This is a genomic window from Roseibium sp. RP-7, from assembly GCF_053005225.1.
In genome coordinates, this window is sequence record NZ_JBRKQA010000001.1 from 1,299,362 (window position 1) to 1,317,055 (window position 17,694).

At 59.9% G+C, this 17,694-nt stretch carries 16 protein-coding genes; 13 read left to right on the plus strand and 3 right to left on the minus strand.

All coding sequences use genetic code 11. From position 1 onward, the window contains the following. Positions 1 to 72 precede the first annotated feature (72 nt). The 6 genes from ACVDG9_RS05905 (at position 73) to ACVDG9_RS05930 (ending at position 6,850) form a co-directional block, all read left to right on the plus strand. A complete protein-coding gene (locus ACVDG9_RS05905) occupies positions 73 to 906 on the plus strand; it encodes an FAD binding domain-containing protein (RefSeq protein WP_075281371.1) in 834 nt (277 codons plus the stop codon). Continuing rightward, on the plus strand, positions 903 to 1,403 hold the full coding sequence (locus tag ACVDG9_RS05910) for a (2Fe-2S)-binding protein (RefSeq protein WP_447237490.1): 501 nt from the start codon (positions 903 to 905) through the stop codon (positions 1,401 to 1,403). Before ACVDG9_RS05905 ends, ACVDG9_RS05910 begins: the two co-directional genes overlap by 4 nt. Then, a complete protein-coding gene (locus ACVDG9_RS05915) occupies positions 1,400 to 3,781 on the plus strand; it encodes a xanthine dehydrogenase family protein molybdopterin-binding subunit (protein ID WP_447237491.1) in 2,382 nt (793 codons plus the stop codon). The genes ACVDG9_RS05910 and ACVDG9_RS05915 overlap by 4 nt, the downstream gene beginning before the upstream one ends. Positions 3,782 to 3,829: 48 nt before the next feature. After that, positions 3,830 to 4,885 (plus strand): C4-dicarboxylate TRAP transporter substrate-binding protein, encoded by a 1,056-nt coding sequence (locus tag ACVDG9_RS05920; RefSeq protein ID WP_447237492.1) that lies wholly within the window; start codon positions 3,830 to 3,832, stop codon positions 4,883 to 4,885. Positions 4,886 to 4,961: 76 nt separating this feature from the next. Then, a complete protein-coding gene (locus ACVDG9_RS05925) occupies positions 4,962 to 5,525 on the plus strand; it encodes a TRAP transporter small permease subunit (protein ID WP_023001699.1) in 564 nt (187 codons plus the stop codon). Further along, positions 5,522 to 6,850, plus strand: a complete 1,329-nt coding sequence (locus ACVDG9_RS05930) for a TRAP transporter large permease (RefSeq protein WP_055658240.1) — start codon at positions 5,522 to 5,524, stop codon at positions 6,848 to 6,850. The genes ACVDG9_RS05925 and ACVDG9_RS05930 overlap by 4 nt, the downstream gene beginning before the upstream one ends. Before the next feature lie 151 nt (positions 6,851 to 7,001). Here ACVDG9_RS05930 and ACVDG9_RS05935 read toward each other — a convergent pair whose 3' ends face one another. Further along, entirely contained in the window at positions 7,002 to 7,901 is a 900-nt protein-coding gene (locus tag ACVDG9_RS05935; protein WP_075281367.1) for a LysR family transcriptional regulator, read from the minus strand. Between the two features lie 179 nt (positions 7,902 to 8,080). On the opposite strand from ACVDG9_RS05935, the gene ACVDG9_RS05940 reads away from it, so the two are divergent. Genes ACVDG9_RS05940 through ACVDG9_RS05960 form a run of 5 tightly spaced genes read left to right on the plus strand, consistent with a single transcriptional unit; the run spans position 8,081 to position 12,789 of the window. Next, on the plus strand, positions 8,081 to 9,091 hold the full coding sequence (locus tag ACVDG9_RS05940) for a hydroxyacid dehydrogenase (protein ID WP_447237493.1): 1,011 nt from the start codon (positions 8,081 to 8,083) through the stop codon (positions 9,089 to 9,091). A gap of 2 nt (positions 9,092 to 9,093) precedes the next feature. Beyond that, on the plus strand, positions 9,094 to 9,774 hold the full coding sequence (locus ACVDG9_RS05945) for an RraA family protein (protein WP_447237494.1): 681 nt from the start codon (positions 9,094 to 9,096) through the stop codon (positions 9,772 to 9,774). A 26-nt stretch (positions 9,775 to 9,800) separates the two neighbouring features. Further along, positions 9,801 to 10,754 (plus strand): Bug family tripartite tricarboxylate transporter substrate binding protein, encoded by a 954-nt coding sequence (locus tag ACVDG9_RS05950; RefSeq protein WP_447237495.1) that lies wholly within the window; start codon positions 9,801 to 9,803, stop codon positions 10,752 to 10,754. A 59-nt stretch (positions 10,755 to 10,813) separates the two neighbouring features. Continuing rightward, positions 10,814 to 11,275, plus strand: coding sequence for a tripartite tricarboxylate transporter TctB family protein (locus ACVDG9_RS05955; protein ID WP_023014641.1), 462 nt, complete (start codon positions 10,814 to 10,816; stop codon positions 11,273 to 11,275). Positions 11,276 to 11,280: 5 nt separating this feature from the next. Beyond that, positions 11,281 to 12,789, plus strand: a complete 1,509-nt coding sequence (locus ACVDG9_RS05960) for a tripartite tricarboxylate transporter permease (RefSeq protein ID WP_075281364.1) — start codon at positions 11,281 to 11,283, stop codon at positions 12,787 to 12,789. 191 nt (positions 12,790 to 12,980) lie between these two features. Here ACVDG9_RS05960 and ACVDG9_RS05965 read toward each other — a convergent pair whose 3' ends face one another. Continuing rightward, positions 12,981 to 13,883 carry a LysR family transcriptional regulator gene (locus tag ACVDG9_RS05965; RefSeq protein WP_206905021.1) on the minus strand — a complete coding sequence of 301 codons (903 nt, stop codon included), beginning with the start codon at positions 13,881 to 13,883 and terminating at the stop codon, positions 12,981 to 12,983. Between the two features lie 111 nt (positions 13,884 to 13,994). Here ACVDG9_RS05965 and ACVDG9_RS05970 point away from each other — a divergent pair, with 111 nt between their 5' ends. Next, positions 13,995 to 14,747, plus strand: a complete 753-nt coding sequence (locus ACVDG9_RS05970) for an SDR family NAD(P)-dependent oxidoreductase (protein ID WP_447237496.1) — start codon at positions 13,995 to 13,997, stop codon at positions 14,745 to 14,747. Between the two features lie 91 nt (positions 14,748 to 14,838). Continuing rightward, entirely contained in the window at positions 14,839 to 15,447 is a 609-nt protein-coding gene (locus tag ACVDG9_RS05975) for an NADPH-dependent F420 reductase (protein ID WP_447237497.1), read from the plus strand. 873 nt (positions 15,448 to 16,320) lie between these two features. On the opposite strand, the gene ACVDG9_RS05980 is transcribed toward ACVDG9_RS05975, so the two are convergent. Continuing rightward, on the minus strand, positions 16,321 to 17,589 hold the full coding sequence (locus ACVDG9_RS05980) for a plasmid recombination protein (protein ID WP_447237498.1): 1,269 nt from the start codon (positions 17,587 to 17,589) through the stop codon (positions 16,321 to 16,323). Positions 17,590 to 17,694 lie beyond the last annotated feature (105 nt).

A 17,694-nucleotide genomic window follows, 5' to 3' on the forward strand; every position in this document is an offset into this window, starting at 1 on the left:
ATCAATAAAGTTGAGCAGATGCTCAATAAGCGATGCTGGAGGGCGTCGCGATGAAATCGGGAGGGAGACGCCATGAAGGCATCGGCGGGCGGTTATGCCCGGGCATCCAGTTTGCGCAACGCGCTGGAAATGCTGGCCGCGAGCGACGGCAACGGCCGCGTGCTTGCAGGTGGCCAGAGCCTGGTTGCGGCCTTGAACCTGCGTCTCTCCGCAGGCGACGTCCTGATCGACATTTCCCGCCTGAGCGAGCTTTCCGGGGTAACCGAAACGCAGGATGGTCTGCGGATCGGCGCGCTGACTTCGCATGCGGAGATTGGTCGCAACCCGCTGATCCGGCAGTCTGCTCCGCTTCTTTCACAGGCGGTGGAATTCATCGCCCATGCTGCGATCCGCAACCGCGGCACGATAGGTGGTGCGCTGGCTCATGCCGATCCGGCTGCGGAGTTTCCAGCCTGCGTTCTGGCCCTTGGCGCCACGCTGCATGTGGAGGGCCTCAACGGCTCGCGGGACATACCGGTGGAAGATTTCTTTCAGGACATTTTCGAAACGGCCATCGAGGAGGGGGAAATCCTGACCGGCCTCTCGGTCCCGAAGGCAGAGCCCGGCGAAAAGCAGGTCATCGTCGAGGTTGCCAGGAGATCCGGCGACTATGCCCTTGCCGGAGTGTGCCTCGTCAAGCGCGCCGATGGACACCGGCTGTCGCTTTTTTCCGTCGGGCCCAAGCCGGTCCTTGCCGAAGGGGCCATGGCCGCTCTCGACCAGGGCAACATTGATGGCGCCGTTCAGGCTCTGCAGGCGGAAATCGACCCACCGTCGGACACCCAGGCAAGTGCCGCTTACCGCCGCCACCTTGCCGGTGTCCTCTTACGCCGCGCCGCCGCCAGGATCGAGGGAGGAAACGCATGACGGAGATGTTCCGCGACAAGATCGACATCAGCCTGACCGTGAACGGGGAGCCCGTCGAGGCGCGTGTTCCGGCAGGTCAGCATCTCGTTGATTTCCTGCGTGGCGAGCTTGGCCTTACCGGCGCCCATGCAAGCTGCGAACACGGTGTCTGCGGTGCCTGTACGCTGAAGGTCGATGGCAAAGCCGTGCGGGGCTGCCTGATGCTGGCCGCCCAGGCGGACGGTGCCGACGTCTGGACAGTGGAAGGCCTGTCTGACCTGGGCGCGATTAAGGATCTTCAGGACGTCTTTGTCGAGCGCAATGCGCTCCAGTGCGGCTTCTGCACGCCCGGTATGCTGGTTGCCATTAACGAGCTGCTGGAGGCCGGCGGCACGCCGTCGCGTGATCAGATCCGCGAACATCTGTCGGGCAATTACTGCCGCTGCACCGGCTACGAAGCCATCGTGGATGCGGTTGAATCGGTAGCGCGTGTCCGCGCACAGAAGGGGGCCGCATGACCATTCAATTCGGTAATCCGGACCGGCCCAATTCCTATATCGGCAAGACGGTCCCGCGGCCCAATGCCCGGCGTCTGGTCCAGGGGCGCGGCGTCTATGTGGACGACATCGTGCTGCCGCGCATGGTCCATGCCGCTTTTGTGCGCTCGCCCTTCGCGCACGCGAAGATCAACCGTATCGACGCCGAGGATGCAAAATCGGTGAAGGGTGTGCTCCGGGTCTTCACGGGCCAGGACATCGCCGAGGTCTGCAAGCCATGGGTTGCTGTGCTCGCCCATCTGAAAGGCCTGAAATCGCCGCCGGAACACGCGATTGCCGTTGACCGAGCCTGCTGGGTCGGCGAACCGGTGGCAGCCGTAGTCGCGACCTCTCGCGCTGCTGCCGAGGATGGCGCGGCTCTTGTCGATGTTGACTACGAGCAACTGGACGTCGTCACCGACATGATGACCGCGCTCGATCCTGAAACGCCGGTGCTGCATCCGGATATGGGCGACAACCTCGCCTTCCGGCGCCTGCACGAACAGGGGGACGTGGACGAAACCTTCCGGACCGCGCACAAGGTCGTCTCGGCGCGCTTCGTCACCGGACGGCACACTGGCGTGACGCTGGAGCCGCGCTCGATCCTGGTCGACTGGAACCCGGCCGAGGAACAGATGACCGCCTGGCATGCGACGCAGGCGCCCCACATGATCCAGACAGTTCTGGCCACCCATCTCGACCTGCCCGAAAGCCGGGTCCGGGTCATCTGCGAGGACGTCGGCGGCTCATACGGCATCAAGGTGCATGTCTATCCGGACGAAATGGCGACGGCGGCAATCGCCAAGATCATGAAACGGCCGGTGAAATTCATTGCCGACCGGCTGGAAAGTTTCTCCAGCGACATCCACGCCCGCGATCATCAGATCGAGGCGAAGATTGCAGTTGGAGAAGACGGCCGGATCCTCGCCATGGATGTCGATGACTGGACGGCGATCGGCCCATATTCGGTCTATCCGCGCACCTCCGCCATCGAAGGCAACCAGGTGGTGAACCTCTGCGGTGGCCCCTATGACTTCCAGAATTACCGGGCCAGGACCACGGTCGTCTTCCAGAACAAGACGCCGACCTGCCAGTACCGGGCAGTCGGCCATCCGATCGCGGTCGCGATCACCGAAGGCCTGGTGGACATGGCGGCCGCCGACATCGGCATGGACCCGGTCGAGATCCGCCGGCGCAACATGTTCAGGGATGATGCCTATCCGGTGACGTCTCCCGCGAACATGCGTTTCGAGGGGCTGTCGCATCACGCCTCCATGGACAAGCTTCTGGAGCTGATGGACTACGACGGCTTGCGAGCCGAACAGGCAGAGCTCCGCAAGAAGGGCATTTACAGGGGCATCGGCATTGCAAGCTTCATCGAGCTGACCAATCCCTCGCCCTTCATGTACGGTATCGGCGGTGCGCGCATTTCGGCACAAGACGGTTGCACGGTGCGGATGGATCCGGACGGATCGATCGTTGCGCTGTCCGGCGTAACCGAACAGGGGCAGGGCACCGAGGCGATGCTGAGCCAGGTGGTTGCCGAGGGGCTTGGCGTGTCCCCCGCGCGTGTGCGCGTCATTACCGGTGATACACAAGTGACGCCCTATGGTGGCGGCACCTGGGCGTCGCGCGGGGCAGGTATCGGCGGCGAGGCTGCGCTGCAGGCGGCGCGGGCGCTTCGCGATTCCATCCTTGAGGTGGCCGCTTCCATGCTCCAGGCCGATCAGGCGCAGCTCGACATCCGCGACGGCGCTGTGGTCGACAGCACTTCGGGCGAAGCCCGCATGCCGCTCGAGGAGCTCGGCCGGATCGTCTACTTCCGCGGCGACACATTGCCGAAGGGCCTGCCGCGGGAACTCGTCCAGACACGGCACTTCATCACGTCCGAATATCCCTTTGCCTTCACCAACGGCGTCCAGGCCTCCTACCTCGAGGTCGATACGGAGACCGGCATCGTGAAGCTGCTGAAGCATTGGTGCGTCGAGGATTGCGGGCGGGTGATCAATCCGCTTCTCGTGGACGAGCAGATCCGGGGTGGCATCGTTCAGGGACTGGGCGGAGCGCTCTTTGAGGAAATCCACTATGACGCGGAAGGCCAGCTCCTGAACGGCTCGATGGCAGACTACCTCGTGCCGATGGCAGCTGAAATGCCCGACATGATCATCGGTCACGTTGAAACGCCGACGGGGGAGAGTTTGCTCGGGGCCAAGGGCGCGGGCGAGGCGGGCACTGCCGGGTCTCCGGCCGCCGTCATGAATGCGATCAACGACGCCCTGCGGCCCATGGGCGCGCAAGTGACAGAAATGCCGTTCACCCCTGAACGGATCGTGAGAGCACTTGGAACCTTGAATGACTGAACCAGAGGAGCCTGGGAGGATAAGGCTCCGAATGCAGGGAGGAAAATCATGAAGTTCGTAACATTGGCAACCGCAACGGCCATGCTGGCCAGTTCTGCCGGCCTCGCCGCCGCGCAACAGGCGATCACGGTCAACATCGGTTCGTCGCACCCGGAACAGAACATCTGGGTCTACGCGATGAAGAACACCTTCCAGCCGGAAGTGAACCGGATCCTGGAAGCCGCCGGCGAATACAAGGTCGACTGGGTGGAGTCCTATGCCGGCACGCTCTACAAATTCACCGACACGCGTGAGGCCGTCATGGACGGCATCGTCGATGTGGGCATGGTCGGCACCGTCTGGGAAGGTGCGAACATGCCGCTCCAGAACGTGACCTACTTCACGCCGTTTGCCACGGAAGACCACAAGATGATCATCGAGATCTTCGATGATCTTTCGGCAAACCTGCCGGAGCTGCGTGACAGCTGGGCGGACAACGGCATGGTTCATCTGTCGTCGCTCATTACCGACAGCTACGACATCTATGCCACCTTCCCGGTCAACTCCATGAAGGATCTTGAAAACCGCAAGCTCAACGCCCCGGGGACCTCTGCCAACTGGTTGCGCGGGACGGGGGCAACGCCGGTCGATGGTGCACTGACGACCTACTACACCAACATCCAGACCGGCGTGACCGAAGGTACGCTGTCCTTCGCGTCGGGCATTCTGCCGACCCGCGTCTATGAAGTCGCGCCGGAACTCACCCGCGTGGGCATCGGCTCGATGTATTTCGGCGGCATCGCGGCCAACAAGGACTTCTTCGACGGTCTGCCGGAACCGGTCCAGGCCGCCTTCCGGGAAGCTGCGAAGGCAACTTCCGCGGCACACGGTCAATATGTCGAGGATCTTGCCACGCGAGCACTCAAGGAAATGCAGGAAGCGGGTCTGACGATCCACGAACTGCCGGAAGCAGAAAAAACCGCCTGGGTGAACGGACTGCCGAATATCGTGGAACCGTGGCTGGAACAGACCGGCGATGCCGGCCGTGTCGTGCTGAAGGCCTATTTCGACGCCCTGCGCGCACGCGGTGCGGAACCGCTGAGGTCCTGGGACGAAGGGCTCTGAGAGCGGCCTTGCCTCACACCTCTCCCGCCCGGCATCTTGTCCGGGCGGGTTTATTGAGAGCGAACTGGACGTAACGATGACGGATGAGACCAGAACCGAGGCCGACGACGCCTATGTCCCGGCTTTCTCGGAAGCGCCTTTCGGCGCAATGCTCGGCGGCACGGCCGCCATCATGTCATCGGTCGGTACACTTTCCATCGGCGCGCTCATGATACTGATCGTCGCCGATGTCCTTGGTCGAAATTTCTTCAACGCGCCGATTACCGGCGTTGCGGAAATCGCTGCGCGCACCGTTGTTGCCATCGTCTTCCTGCAGGTTGCCGCTGCCATCCTGCAGAAGCGCCTGACCCGGGCCGATTTTCTCGTCCGGCGTCTTGAAAGCGTGTCGCCGAAAGGTGTCTGCCTGATCGAGGCCCTGTTCTCCCTTTGCGGCGTCATCGTGTTCGGTCTCATTCTCTGGGCTTCCTGGCCGAAATTCGCCAGTGCCTGGGCGACGTCCGAATTTTTCGGCGTCCAGGGCGTCTTCACCATTCCGACCTGGCCCTTCCGGGGCATAACGGTCCTGGGCTCGGCGGTGGCTGTTCTGGCCGCGTTCTACCGGGCGCACACAGAAATTCGCATGTTCCGGAGCTTTTCATGACGACGTTGACCATTGGCTTCCTGCTTGTCGGCGCGTTGATCGTTCTGGTTCTGCTCGGCATGCAAATAGCCTATGCGCTGTTCCTGGTGGCCTTTGCCGGGATATGGATCATTCGCAATAACATCGACCTTGCCTTCAGGATGCTGGAGCTGACCGTCTACAGCGGCATTGCCGATTATCTGTTCGCGACCATTCCCCTCTTCGTCCTGATGGGGCTGCTGGTGAGCGTTTCCAACGTCGGGCGGGACACCTTCGAAGTTGCAGAGGAACTGCTGCGCCGGGTCATCTGCGGTCTCGGGGTCGCGACTGTCGCGGCCAACACGATCTTCGCTGCGGTCACCGGCGTCTCCATCGCCTCAGCGGCGGTATTCACCCGTGTCGCAGTCCCTGAAATGGAGCGTCACGGGTATCGCCCGGCCTTTGCTGCCGGTACCGTAGCCGGCTCCTCGGTGCTCGGTATGCTGATCCCGCCGAGCTTGCTCCTCATTATTTACGGGGTTCTGGCAGAAGTCTCCATCGGTGGCATGTTCATCGCCGGCATCGTGCCGGGGCTGATGCTTGCCGGTGGCTTCGTGACAATGCTCGTTGCCGTGACCGTGCTGTTCCCGGGTTTCGTTCTCACCGATCCGGCTGCTGCGAAGGAGCGTCGCCGCGACAGCGCCATCGAACCGATGCCGCTTGGCCGGATGATCGCCAAGCTGGTGCCGATCATCCTGCTCGTGGTTCTGGTGCTCGGCGGACTTTATTCGGGATATTTCACACCAACAGAGGCTGGCGGTGTCGGTGCCTTCGGTGCGCTGCTGGTTGCGCTTTCACGCCGTTCCCTCAACCGCCATAACCTGTGGCGGGTGATGAAGCAGACCGGCGTGATCTCGGTATCGATCCTGCTGCTGCTTGTCGCTGCCAGTTACTATTCGCGCATGTTGTCGATTGCCGGCCTTCCCAACGCCATCGCAAGCCTCGTCAACGAAACCGGCCTCGGCCCGATGGGCTTCATGGTTCTGTGCTCGGCGCTCATTCTCGTCATGGGCATGATCCTCGACAGCACGTCGATCCTCCTGATCATGGTACCGATCGCAGCGCCCATCGCGCAGCACATGGGTATAGACCTCAGCCAGTTCGGCATCGTTATCGTGATCGCCGTTGAAATCGGCCTGCTGACACCGCCCTTCGGCATCTCGGTGTTCACGGTGCACAATACGCTCAACGATCCGGACGTTTCCGTCGAACAGATCTTCGCAGGCACGATGCCATTCATCGCAGTCATGCTGCTGGTTTTGCTGCTCGTTATTCTTCTGCCAGGCATTGCCACCTTGTTCTTGTGATGGAAAAAACAATGCGAGGATCTTCCGTTTGTCCAGGCAACGCCTTCTTTCTCGGCCCTGAGACCGAACGACCTCGTTGGTGACAGCCTTTTTGACAAGACACATTTATGAGGCGGTGCAGCCTACCGGCTGGTGATCCTTCGGAGGATGGTCAAGACACGTCCTCTATTCTGCTTACGCCATGCGGGGCGCAAAGTTCGGCAAGTACCGTGTGGATACGCGCTATGATTTCAGCCCGCGGCGATACGATCCGCTCAACGATGCCGATTTGCCTTGTCACTTGCGGATTGCCGAAAGGGAGTTTTGTCAGCCGCTGGTGATCCGGTTCCTGCAAGGCGACATGCGGTACAACGGAAACTCCCATGCCTTGCCTTACACATGTGACGATGGACCCGATCGTGTCGATCTCGGCAATGTCGTTGGTTGCGATCCCCATGCGAGAGATCTCCGTGTCGATAAGGTTGGCAAGCGGCACGGCGCTGCGAAATCGAATGAACGGACAGGTGGCCAGCAGGTCGGCGGGGTCGGTAGATTTTGTGTCTTCCGGTGCGATCAGCCAGAGCGGCTCACGAAGAAAGGGGCTCCAGCGCAAGGCGGGCGGAATACCGACATGCTCCGCGACCACAGCAGCATCGAGCCGTCCGGAAGCCACATCGGCAATCAGGGTCGAAGACAGCGAAACTCTCAGATTGGTTTTCAGATCGGGATACTGGTTTCGCATCTGGACAATGGCTCTCGGCAGCAGATTGAGTGCACTGGAACGAACAGAGCCCAGCATGAGGGTGCCGGCGAGCTTGTCTCCCCGCAGATTTGCCTTGGTATCGTCTTCGAGACGTAACATCTCCTGAGCCATTTCAAGGACTTGAAGTCCCTGCGAGGTCAACTTTGGAGGACGGGACGACCGTTCGAACAGGATGATGTTCAGTTCGACTTCCAGCGCCTGGATCTGTTGACTGACTGCCGATGGCGTCAGGTTTACGATCTCCGCCGCCTTGGTGAAGGTGCCATGGGTTGCGATAGCGACCAGGGTCTTGAGTTGACGGGTGTCCATACCTTCATCCAGTTTTTCTTAATATAAGAACCAGATTAATTCGCTTTTGTTAAGTCATTCTATCCGTTACCCAAGATGGCGGAGGAATTCAACCGTGCAAGCTGGGAGGCGGACGCGGTCACTCATCCCCTATCAAAGAACAATCACTTTCCGCTTGCGGAGAGCAGAGAGACGTACGCATGAGCAAGAAAATCCTTGTGACCGGCCCCGACCTCGACCCAAGTGCTGTCGCGCTTGTGAAAGACCACGGATACGAAACCGTTCATACCCCGGCCTATGCAGACAGTGATGTGATCTCCAGGCTCCTGGTCGAGACCGGGGCGGAAGGGATTGTCTCGCGGATGGGCCGGCTGGATGCCGACGTCCTTGAAAAGGCTCCAAAGCTGCGCGTCATTTCAAAGCATGGTGTTGGCGTCGATAACATCGATCTCCAGGCAGCCGCATCCCGCGGCATTCCGGTACTTGTTGCAACGGGCGCGAATGCAGTTTCAGTCGCCGAACATGCAATTGCACTCATGCTTGCTACCGTGAAGCGCATCCTGCCGCTTGACGCAGGGCTTCGTGCCAGCCGCTGGGAAAAGGCAGGTTTTCTTGGCCGCGAGCTGGCAGGAAGCCGACTGGGCCTTTTGGGAATGGGGTCTATTGCACAGGCGACAGGCCGAATTGCCAAGGGCATTGGCCTGAACCTGATCGGCTACGATCCCTATGCCGACAACGACGTATTCGAAAGACTGGGCGTAAAACGCTGCAGCTCGCTCGAAGAGCTGCTGGAACAATCCGATGTCCTCAGCCTTCATTGTCCGCTGACCGATCAGACACGCCAGATCCTGAACGCCGAAGCCATCGCGCGCATGCCGGAAGGCAGCTACGTGATCAACACGGCACGTGGTGGGCTGATTGACGAAGACGCGCTGCTCGCTGCAATTCAATCAGGTCATCTTGCAGGCGCGGGACTTGACACCTTTGCCGTGGAACCACCCCAGGCGAACCATCCGTTCTTCAGTGAAAACCGCATCGTTGTCACTCCGCATATCGGCGGCGTCACGCGCGAAGCCGGTGCACGTGTCGGAGTGGAAGCCGTGCGCGGCATTTTCCAGGTCCTGGATGGCCAGCCTGTCGCCCGTGAACGCATAGCAAATCGTGCACTTCTGGCCGACGCCGGTGCCATGTACGCCAAAGCAGGAGAATGAACATGTCGGTTGGCTTTCGTATTTGCAGCCGAAAACAAGCTGCGCCGCTGGAACTCGTTGCTGAATTTGCCAAGCTTCCGGTTGCCAATATCTCCGACTGCATGGGACGCCTCGCAGCCGCCGGTCCGCGCCTGCGGCCGATGCATGCCTCCGGCGGCCTGGCTGGCGTGGCGCTGACCGTCAAGAGCCGTCCGGGTGACAACCTGATGCTGCACAAGGCGATCGACCTGGCCAAACCCGGTGATGTGATCGTTGTCGATGCCGGTGGGGATCTTTCCAATGCGCTCATGGGTGAGCTGATGCTTGCCTACGCCGTCAAGCGAGGGGTTGCGGGCTTCGTCTTGAATGGTGCAATCCGCGATGTCGATGCCTTTCTCAAGACCAACCTGCCGACCTTCGCAGCGGGGGTAACCCATCGCGGCCCTTACAAGGACGGCCCGGGTGAAATCAATGTTCCGATCAGTCTGGACGGAATGGTGATCGAGCCAGGTGACATCGTGCTGGGCGATTCCGATGGCGTGCTCGCGGTTCCCCTGGATGGAGCCGAGAAAATTCTTCGTCAGACCCTGGCGAAACAGGATGCCGAAGAACGGCAGATGAAGGCAATCGCTGAAGGCAAGAACGATCGCAGCTGGGTGGACGCAGCCCTCAAGGAACGTGGTTGCGAATTTCCGGATTACTGAACAGTCTCAACAAAGGGAGGAGACAAATGCTTACTTACCTGAAGGCTTCTGCAATTGCAGGTGCGCTGGTTATGGTCGCTGGGACTGCCATGGCCGACTATCCCGAAAAACCCATCGAGGTCATTGTCGGATATTCCGCAGGCGGCGGCACGGACGTTATGGCTCGCACCGCTGCACCGTTCATCGAAAAATATCTGGGCGAAGGGGCAAGCCTCGTCGTCAAGAACATGCCGGGTGCAAGTGGGCAGATCGGCATTACGGAAACTGCGAGATCTTCTCCGGATGGCTACACGCTCGGCACCTTCAACCTTCCGGGCATGATGGCGCGCACGATTGATCGTGAAGCGGAATATGATGCCGACAGCTTCACCTATCTCGCCAATGTGGTGAACGATCCCAACGTGATCGTCACCTCCAAGGTGAGCGGTCTCGACACGCTCGACAAGCTGATCGCGGAAGCCAAGGCCAATCCCGGGGCCATCACCGTCGGGATGTCCAGCCTCGGAGGCGATGATCACTTCGCGCTGATCAAGCTTGAAGGCCTGACCGAAACCGAGTTCACCATCGTACCGTTCAAGGGCTCCGCCCCGGCGCGAACCGCACTCATGGGCGGACACGTGGCGATGGGGATCCTCAACATTTCCGAGGTGGCCGAGTTTCAGGAAGAACTGAATGTACTTGGCGTTGCGACGCCGGAGCGCTCTGACTTTGCGCCAGACCTGCCAACCTTCAAGGAGCAGGGGCTGGACCTGATAAATGGATCCATGCGGGGGTTCGTTGCGCCTGCCGGCCTGCCTGAGGATGTACAGGCAAAGCTTCTTGCCGCATTCGAACAGCTTGCCTCTGATCCGGAGTTCCTCAAGGCCATGAAGGAAACCGCAAATCCGGTCGAAGTGGTAACCGGGGACGATTTCAAGGCATTGACCGAAGATCTGCATACCCTTGCAAAGCAGGTCTGGGATACGACTCCCTGGAACTGATGCGCGTTGCGCGGGGCACGCCCCCGCGCGGCCTCTCTTACTCAGATAAAGCCAGTGCCATGTCCGACCATCGTACACACCGCCTTCTCCGGCCCGAGACACTGACCGCTCTTGGCATCGCCGCGGCCGCGTTTGCTTTTCTCTACCCGACCTCGACATTGAGGCCGATATCTGCCCTGCTGCCAGCCGTGATGCTGGTCGGGCTGATCATCCTCTCGCTACTGCTTCTGATCGCCGATCAACGCAAGGCCTCGGCTGGTGAAGAAACCGAGCCCATGAGCAAGTCACCCGGCCGGGTCGCAGGTGCCTTTCTGCTGATCCTTGGCTACGCATTGGCCACCGACCTGATCGGCTTTTATCCGAGCACAGCCATAACCATTCCGCTCGTTGCCTGGCTCTTCGGCTATCGCAACCCACTTGGACTTGCAGTGGCAACCCTGGTCGTTGTCGGAGCCATCTGGCTGATCTTCGATTACGGAATGTCGCAAGACTTTCCGGCAGGACGCCTCTGGCAGGAGTGATCTCAATGTACTCCGATCTTCTCAGCGCACTTCCCGAAGTTTTCGGGCTGGCCAACTTTGCCGCTGTCGTCATCGGCGTGATTGCGGGCATCGTTGTCGGTGCAATGCCAGGCCTGAGCGCCACAATGGCCATCTCCGTGCTTGTGCCATTCACGTTCGGTCTCGAACCTCTGGTCGCGCTCGGTCTGATGGCCGGCATCTACAACGGTGCAATGTATGGCGGTGCCATCCCCGCTGTTCTTCTGCGCATTCCCGGAACCCCCGCGGCCGTTGCCACAACGTTCGACGGTTATCCGATGGCGCAAAAGGGCGAGGGTGGATTTGCGCTGCAAGTGGCCGTCGTCTCATCTTCGATCGGCGGCATCGCAAGTGCCTTTGCCCTGATGCTGCTCGCGCCTCCGCTCTCCAAGGTCACGCTCCTGTTTGGCCCTTCGGAAGTGTTCTGGGTTGCCGTGTTCGGCCTTGCCAGCATCATCTTCCTGCTGGGAGGCAATCCGGTAAAAGGGCTGATCAGCGCCTGTTTCGGTGTCTTCGTCTCAGTGGTGGGCTCGGACCCGATCTATGGAAATGATCGCTACACTTTCGGACAGCTGGAGCTTCTGGACGGCGTCAATATCGTCATTCTGCTCGTCGGCCTCTACGCGCTGCCTCCGGTCATAGATTTGCTGGAAACGCCTTTGAAAACGGACGGCGTCAACAGTTCCAAACTGGGAACGGAGCCGATCTGGCGTGCTCTGCCTCGCATGTACCGCTTCTGGAAGACATGGATCCGTTCATCGATCATCGGGATCTGGATCGGGATTCTTCCGGGAGCCGGCGGTTCGATGGCTGCTTTCATGTCCTATAACGAAGCTCGCCGGGCCTCGAAAACACCCGATACCTGGGGCAATGGTGAACCTGAAGGCGTTGCGGCCGCGGAAACAGCTAACAATGCCGACACCGCTTCCGCACTGATCCCGGCCCTGACACTTGGCATCCCGGGAACTGCTGTCGCTGCGGTCATGCTGGGTGGGTTGCTGGTGCATGGTCTGCAGCCGGGGCCCATGCTGTTCCGGGACAATCCGGACGTGGTATTCGGTTTCATGTGGCAGTTCCTGTTCGGCGCGATCCTTCTGGTGCTGCTTGGCGGGGCTCTGGCTACGAACAGTTTTGCGCGCCTTTTGAATCTCCCGCGTCCTCTCCTGGGGTCGGTCATCATCGTCTTGATGCTGATCGGGGTCTATTCGATCCACGGACGGATGTTCGATGTCTATCTGATGCTCGGCTTCGGTGCGATCGGCTGGGTAATGGACAAGCTCAAGTTCCCGCTGCCACCGGTTGTCCTGGGTCTGATCCTGGGTGGGTTTGCCGAGGAAAACCTTCGTCTTGCCTTGCGGATCGGACGCGGCGACTGGCTGGTCCTGTTCTCGAACACAACCAGCCTGGTTCTGGTCGCCCTGACGGTCGCGGTTGTCGTCGGGCCGATGATCAAGCGTCGGTTTCAGGCCGCCAAAAGGGAAGAGGCTACCAGCTGACAAGACCTTGAGTGTTTGACGGGAAACTTGCCTGAAAAATCGGGACCCTGGTGCAGAGCGATGAGTTCGCATCGGGGTTTTCCGCCGGTTCCATTCCTTTCCGTGAGATCCGTGCGCTGTGGTTTTTCGGGGATCCGCCACAGTACCTTTCGGAGGACTGACGGAGCCGCAACATGGTTAGGTTTCGACTGCTATTCGTAGCTCAGTGCATCCTTTGGAAAACAGCGGGCAAGATGGTCGATGAATGATCGGACAGCTGGCGGCAGCCCGCGCCGCGTCGTGAAGACCAGATGCACGATCCCTTTCTGACTTCGCCATTGCGGGAGGACACGCACAAGATCCCCGGTAGCCAGTTCCGCGCTGCAGACGTGGTCGGGCAATAGCGCGACACCGAGACCCTTCTTCACGGCCGTTCGGGTTGCCGAAAAATCCGCGCAGCCCATCCTGGCCTGCTTTCGAAACGCTCGGGTTTCGCCCATGTCGGTTTCGATGTGCCATTCGATTTCATCCGCGCTATCGCTCGTCGATAGCAAGGGAACTTTGTCCAGGTCATCGACCTCATGAACGGTCTGCGCCAGGCCTGGGTTTGCAACCAGAATTCTGATTGAGGTACCGATCGTACGCATTGTCAGCGAGGCATCGCTGGTCAACGCCGTGCGCACACGCAAGGCGAGGTCAATGCGTTCCGAGATCAGGTCCAGCGCCCGATCGGCAGCTACCAGTTGCAGCCGTACCTTGGGGTGACGAGACAGGAACTCGCTTATCAGTGGGGCAACAACCTCAACGAGGCCGGTTGGGCATCCGAAGCGGATCAGCCCGTGCGGTTCTGCCCGGGATTCCGCAACCAGGGCATGGGCGTGTTCAGCTTCCGACTGCATGCTGCGGCACCGCTCATAGAATTGCTCCCCGATATCGGTGACCCGAAACCGACGGCTTGATCTTTCGATCAGTCTTACGCCCAGACGCTCTTCCAGAGCCGCTATTCGCCGGCTGAGCTTTGACTTGGGAACGCCGATCGCCCGGCCCGCCGGCGCAAATCCGCGATGCGCCACCACCTCGGCGAAATAAGCCAGGTCATTCAGGTCTTGCTGCATTGATCGTTCTTTCTATGGAACGCTAAGTGTTGAAATTGCCCACTACAGAAACGATCGTCCTATTTGCATCTTCATGTCAACGGCAATCGTGCCGTCAGACAGGAGAATGAAATGACACAGAACTTCGAGAACAAGGTTGTGGTTGTCACCGGCGGAACCAGTGGCATCGGTCTCGCGACGGCAAAAGCATTCGTATCTGCGGGGGCATCGGTCTTCATCACCGGTCGCCGCCAGGCAACTCTTGACGAAGCCGTCAAGTCCATTGGCGGGCGAACGACCGGCGTGCAGGGAGACATGTCCGTGCTTGCAGATATCGACCGGCTGTACGACGCGGTCCAGCAGCAACACAGCCAGATTGATGTACTCTTCGCCAATGCCGGTGGAGGTGAATTTGCCCCGCTCGGCGAGATCAGCGAAGAGCACTATCAAAAGACATTCGATACCAATGTGAAAGGCGTCCTGTTCACCGTGCAAAAGGCGCTGCCGCTGTTGCGGGACGGAGCCTCGATCATCCTGACGTCTTCGACCACGGGCACCGCGGGGACACCGAATTTCAGTGTCTATTCGGCAACCAAGGCGGCAGTGCGCAATTTCGCCCGCAGCTGGATCCTCGATCTGAAGGACCGCAATATCCGGGTGAATGCCATCAGCCCAGGGCTGACCGAGACCGCCGGCCTTAACGATCTCTTCGGCGGCGGTGAGCAGGCCGAAGGTGTCAAGAACCACATCCTCGGCAATATTCCCTCGGGCCGGATCGGCCGGCCGGAAGACATCAGCAACGCAGTGCTCTTTCTTGCTTCAGAGGCATCGAGCTTCGTCAACGGCATCGAGCTGTTCGTCGATGGCGGCATGAACCAGATTTAAGTTCGCGGTTGACCAGACGGTCCCAGCCGACAACCGGCTTGACCGTCTGGTCCACGTGCTCACTTCAATACGCTCTCAAGGAGTCTCTTCGATGGAAATCGGAATTCTGGGCGCAGCGTCGCTCGGGCAGACCCTCGCCAGCCGGCTGGCCGCTGCCGGTCACAACATAGTCCTGGCCAACAGCCGCGGGCCGGAAAGTCTTCGCGATGTCATCACGCGTCTTGGGAAAGGGATTACCGCCGGCCATGCGGCGGAGGCCATGAACAAACCGGTTGTTGTCCTGGCCATGCCATGGACGAAACTCAGCGACGTGCTTGCGCCTGATATCGACTGGGACAACCGCGTCCTGATCGACGCGACAAATATCTTCACCAGCTATGCACCGTCGTTCGAGATCGATGACCTTGGGGAAGAGACCGGCAGCGAGATTGTCGCCCGCCTGGCCCCCGGCGCCTGTGTCGTGAAGGCGTTCAACACTCTTCCTGTCACCAAAATGATCGCGCCGTTACAGGAAGAGCGTTTGCGCCGTGTCCTGTTCGTGGCCGGTGACGACGAAGACGCTGTCGCCATCGCACGGCATCTGGTTTCAGACATCCATCTGCACCCGGTGTACCTCGGCTCGCTGGCGACAGGCGGGAGGCTGATGGAACTCGGCGGCGCCCTGAGCGGCCTGGAACTCTTCATCGATGGCGGCAGGTGATAGAGCTGACCCGACGGTCCCTACACGTGACACCGATGACGACCCGGTCCTCAAGTAGCCGAAGGCGGTAGCGCAGGAATAGATATGGCGGAGCAGCGAGGACAAGGTCCGAACCCGGAGCCATGCGCTCAAGTAGCCGTAGGCGGTAGCGCAAGGATAAATATGGCGGAGAGAGAGGGATTCCACTCCGCGATACCCATAGAACGCAGGACTCCGCCAATTTTTTGAGGCGGCCAACGGGTTGCGATACCTGGAGCGATACCGCGGCCGATACCTAGCGTCAAGTTACAGTGCTGATCGTAGCCGCAAATCAATGAGGTGGCTGCAAGCCTGAGACCGCATCTGATCCTCCGTCGTTACCACCGTCGGGGTCGTCGGTCGGCCTTTCCGGATCAGGACCCGGATAGTCTCGATCCCTCATGTACCTCCATATATCAAAATAGCCCCGGTCTGATTTTTCGATCGGACCGCAAAGGATCGTCAAAGGATCGCGGTCGATAATCACGACCCTCTCGAACCACTCGAGCAAATCGTCCGGAAGCCTCCGGTGAATTTCTGCGACGGATGGGTGTTCGAGAAAATCCCTCCGTCCGTGACGTGCCCTGAGGACGTCGCGGATCAAGAGTCTCATGGGGCGTTGGGTTTCGGTGTGGTGCATACGAATGTCTCCTGAAAAATGGTGCAAAGGTTGTTGGTCGTGAGGGGGACAAAAGCCAAGCGAGAACAAGGAAAAGCCAGACCGACCTTCGGCGCGGCGTCGCACGACGTCGCTTCCGGAAACGGACAAGGGCGTCGTGCCGCCATCTATCGAGGCACGACCGCCGACGTCGACGTCCACGAGAGATCGAGGATTCAAAACTGAATTTCCGCGACCTAGGACCCATGACTACCTCTGAAAGGTGCTGTGAGGGCCGTTTTTGACGTCAACAGATTTGGATTTTCGATGATTTCAGGCTCCAAACGCCTTTTCAGGCGGGAGACTTCTCGAGACGTCGCGGCCTGGATCAGGCCTGAGTTCCGCACGACGCCCTCGAGTTCCGCCGCCCGTTGTTCAGCGCGACGTCGCGACGCCGCTTCTTCCGACGCCTCCCGGGAAAGGTTTTCGATCTGCTGGGCGAATTCAGATCGAACCTTCTTCCGGGTCCCCGAAGAACTCAATCCGTCCCAGATTGATCGAACAAACGCTCCGACTTTTCGATATGGCGCGACCCTGGAAAGGATTCGTGCCGCTTCTTGCCTGGCACGTTCAAGGACTCCCTGCGCCTGTCGTTCAAGGTGAATTGCCCGGGCTTGGGCTGCCTTCGCTTTCGACGCCCGAAGCTCCGCGTCCTTCCGGATGTCGGTTGCTTCCGCTTTGATCCTGTCTGCGTACGCGGAGCCCTTGGATTTAACAGCCTCTACATACTTGGCGGCACGCCTTTCCGCCGCTTTCACAGCTCGCGCCGCCACCTGTTCGGCATGCCATGCTTCACGGGAAAGGCGACGTCGCGCGGGTCCAAGCCGTGTGAGACCAGATGGTATCCCGACGGCCTTGTGATACGAATCCTGCCACCCCCTCATGGCGTCGCGATAGGCGCGGTCTCCAATGCGGTTGAGGTCTTTCTTACTGTCGCTGGTCGGGTGTGTATCCATCACACGGCGCTTCGCCTCGTGCCCCGGATGCATCCGGAGCGCTCGGAGTTCTGGATCGGATTTAGGAAGAATGTACGCGTGGAGATGCGGATACCGCTCGTCCTTATGGCGGACAACCGAAACCAGATCGTCGCCGTACAAGGAGTGAAGCCATTCGACGGTCCGCTGCTCCCAGCTCTTTAGGGATTCATGCTCTGCCGAATTCACGGTCACCTCTTTGAGAGGCGTCGGATAAGACGCCACGACCGTCAGTAGGCTCTTCTGGTCTTTCCGGATCTTTCGCGCCCGCCCATTCTTCAGGGTCGTCGTGGCGACGTCGGCCAGTTCGCCATGGAGCGCGGCCAGTTCGTCGAGGCTCACACCGTGAACCAGTTCCGGAGGCGCCGGGGTATCAACATGAAGTGACGCCTCCGGGTCGCGTCGCGCTTCCGCGAGTACCCAGTCGACGGAGCGACCTTTGGAATCCGCTTTCCGGGAGTACGCCTCCAAATGGATGAATTGATATCCCATAACGAAATTGTTCGTGACGGGAGTCGCCGGCGCAACTCGCCGACGGAAATAATTACCGCGGGCGCTGTGAAGTAAGGTTTAGTGACCGACTAAAGCTATTGCGGT

Bases quoted from the DNA above. Each gene is read 5' to 3' on its own strand.
- ACVDG9_RS05905 (WP_075281371.1), top strand. From the start codon at position 73: ATGAAGGCATCGGCGGGCGGTTATGCCCGGGCATCCAGTTTGCGCAAC.
- ACVDG9_RS05910 (WP_447237490.1), top strand. From the start codon at position 903: ATGACGGAGATGTTCCGCGACAAGATCGACATCAGCCTGACCGTGAAC.
- ACVDG9_RS05915 (WP_447237491.1), top strand. From the start codon at position 1,400: ATGACCATTCAATTCGGTAATCCGGACCGGCCCAATTCCTATATCGGC.
- ACVDG9_RS05920 (WP_447237492.1), top strand. From the start codon at position 3,830: ATGAAGTTCGTAACATTGGCAACCGCAACGGCCATGCTGGCCAGTTCT.
- ACVDG9_RS05925 (WP_023001699.1), top strand. From the start codon at position 4,962: ATGACGGATGAGACCAGAACCGAGGCCGACGACGCCTATGTCCCGGCT.
- ACVDG9_RS05930 (WP_055658240.1), top strand. From the start codon at position 5,522: ATGACGACGTTGACCATTGGCTTCCTGCTTGTCGGCGCGTTGATCGTT.
- ACVDG9_RS05935 (WP_075281367.1), bottom strand. From the start codon at position 7,901: ATGGACACCCGTCAACTCAAGACCCTGGTCGCTATCGCAACCCATGGC.
- ACVDG9_RS05940 (WP_447237493.1), top strand. From the start codon at position 8,081: ATGAGCAAGAAAATCCTTGTGACCGGCCCCGACCTCGACCCAAGTGCT.
- ACVDG9_RS05945 (WP_447237494.1), top strand. From the start codon at position 9,094: ATGTCGGTTGGCTTTCGTATTTGCAGCCGAAAACAAGCTGCGCCGCTG.
- ACVDG9_RS05950 (WP_447237495.1), top strand. From the start codon at position 9,801: ATGCTTACTTACCTGAAGGCTTCTGCAATTGCAGGTGCGCTGGTTATG.
- ACVDG9_RS05955 (WP_023014641.1), top strand. From the start codon at position 10,814: ATGTCCGACCATCGTACACACCGCCTTCTCCGGCCCGAGACACTGACC.
- ACVDG9_RS05960 (WP_075281364.1), top strand. From the start codon at position 11,281: ATGTACTCCGATCTTCTCAGCGCACTTCCCGAAGTTTTCGGGCTGGCC.
- ACVDG9_RS05965 (WP_206905021.1), bottom strand. From the start codon at position 13,883: ATGCAGCAAGACCTGAATGACCTGGCTTATTTCGCCGAGGTGGTGGCG.
- ACVDG9_RS05970 (WP_447237496.1), top strand. From the start codon at position 13,995: ATGACACAGAACTTCGAGAACAAGGTTGTGGTTGTCACCGGCGGAACC.
- ACVDG9_RS05975 (WP_447237497.1), top strand. From the start codon at position 14,839: ATGGAAATCGGAATTCTGGGCGCAGCGTCGCTCGGGCAGACCCTCGCC.
- ACVDG9_RS05980 (WP_447237498.1), bottom strand. From the start codon at position 17,589: ATGGGATATCAATTCATCCATTTGGAGGCGTACTCCCGGAAAGCGGAT.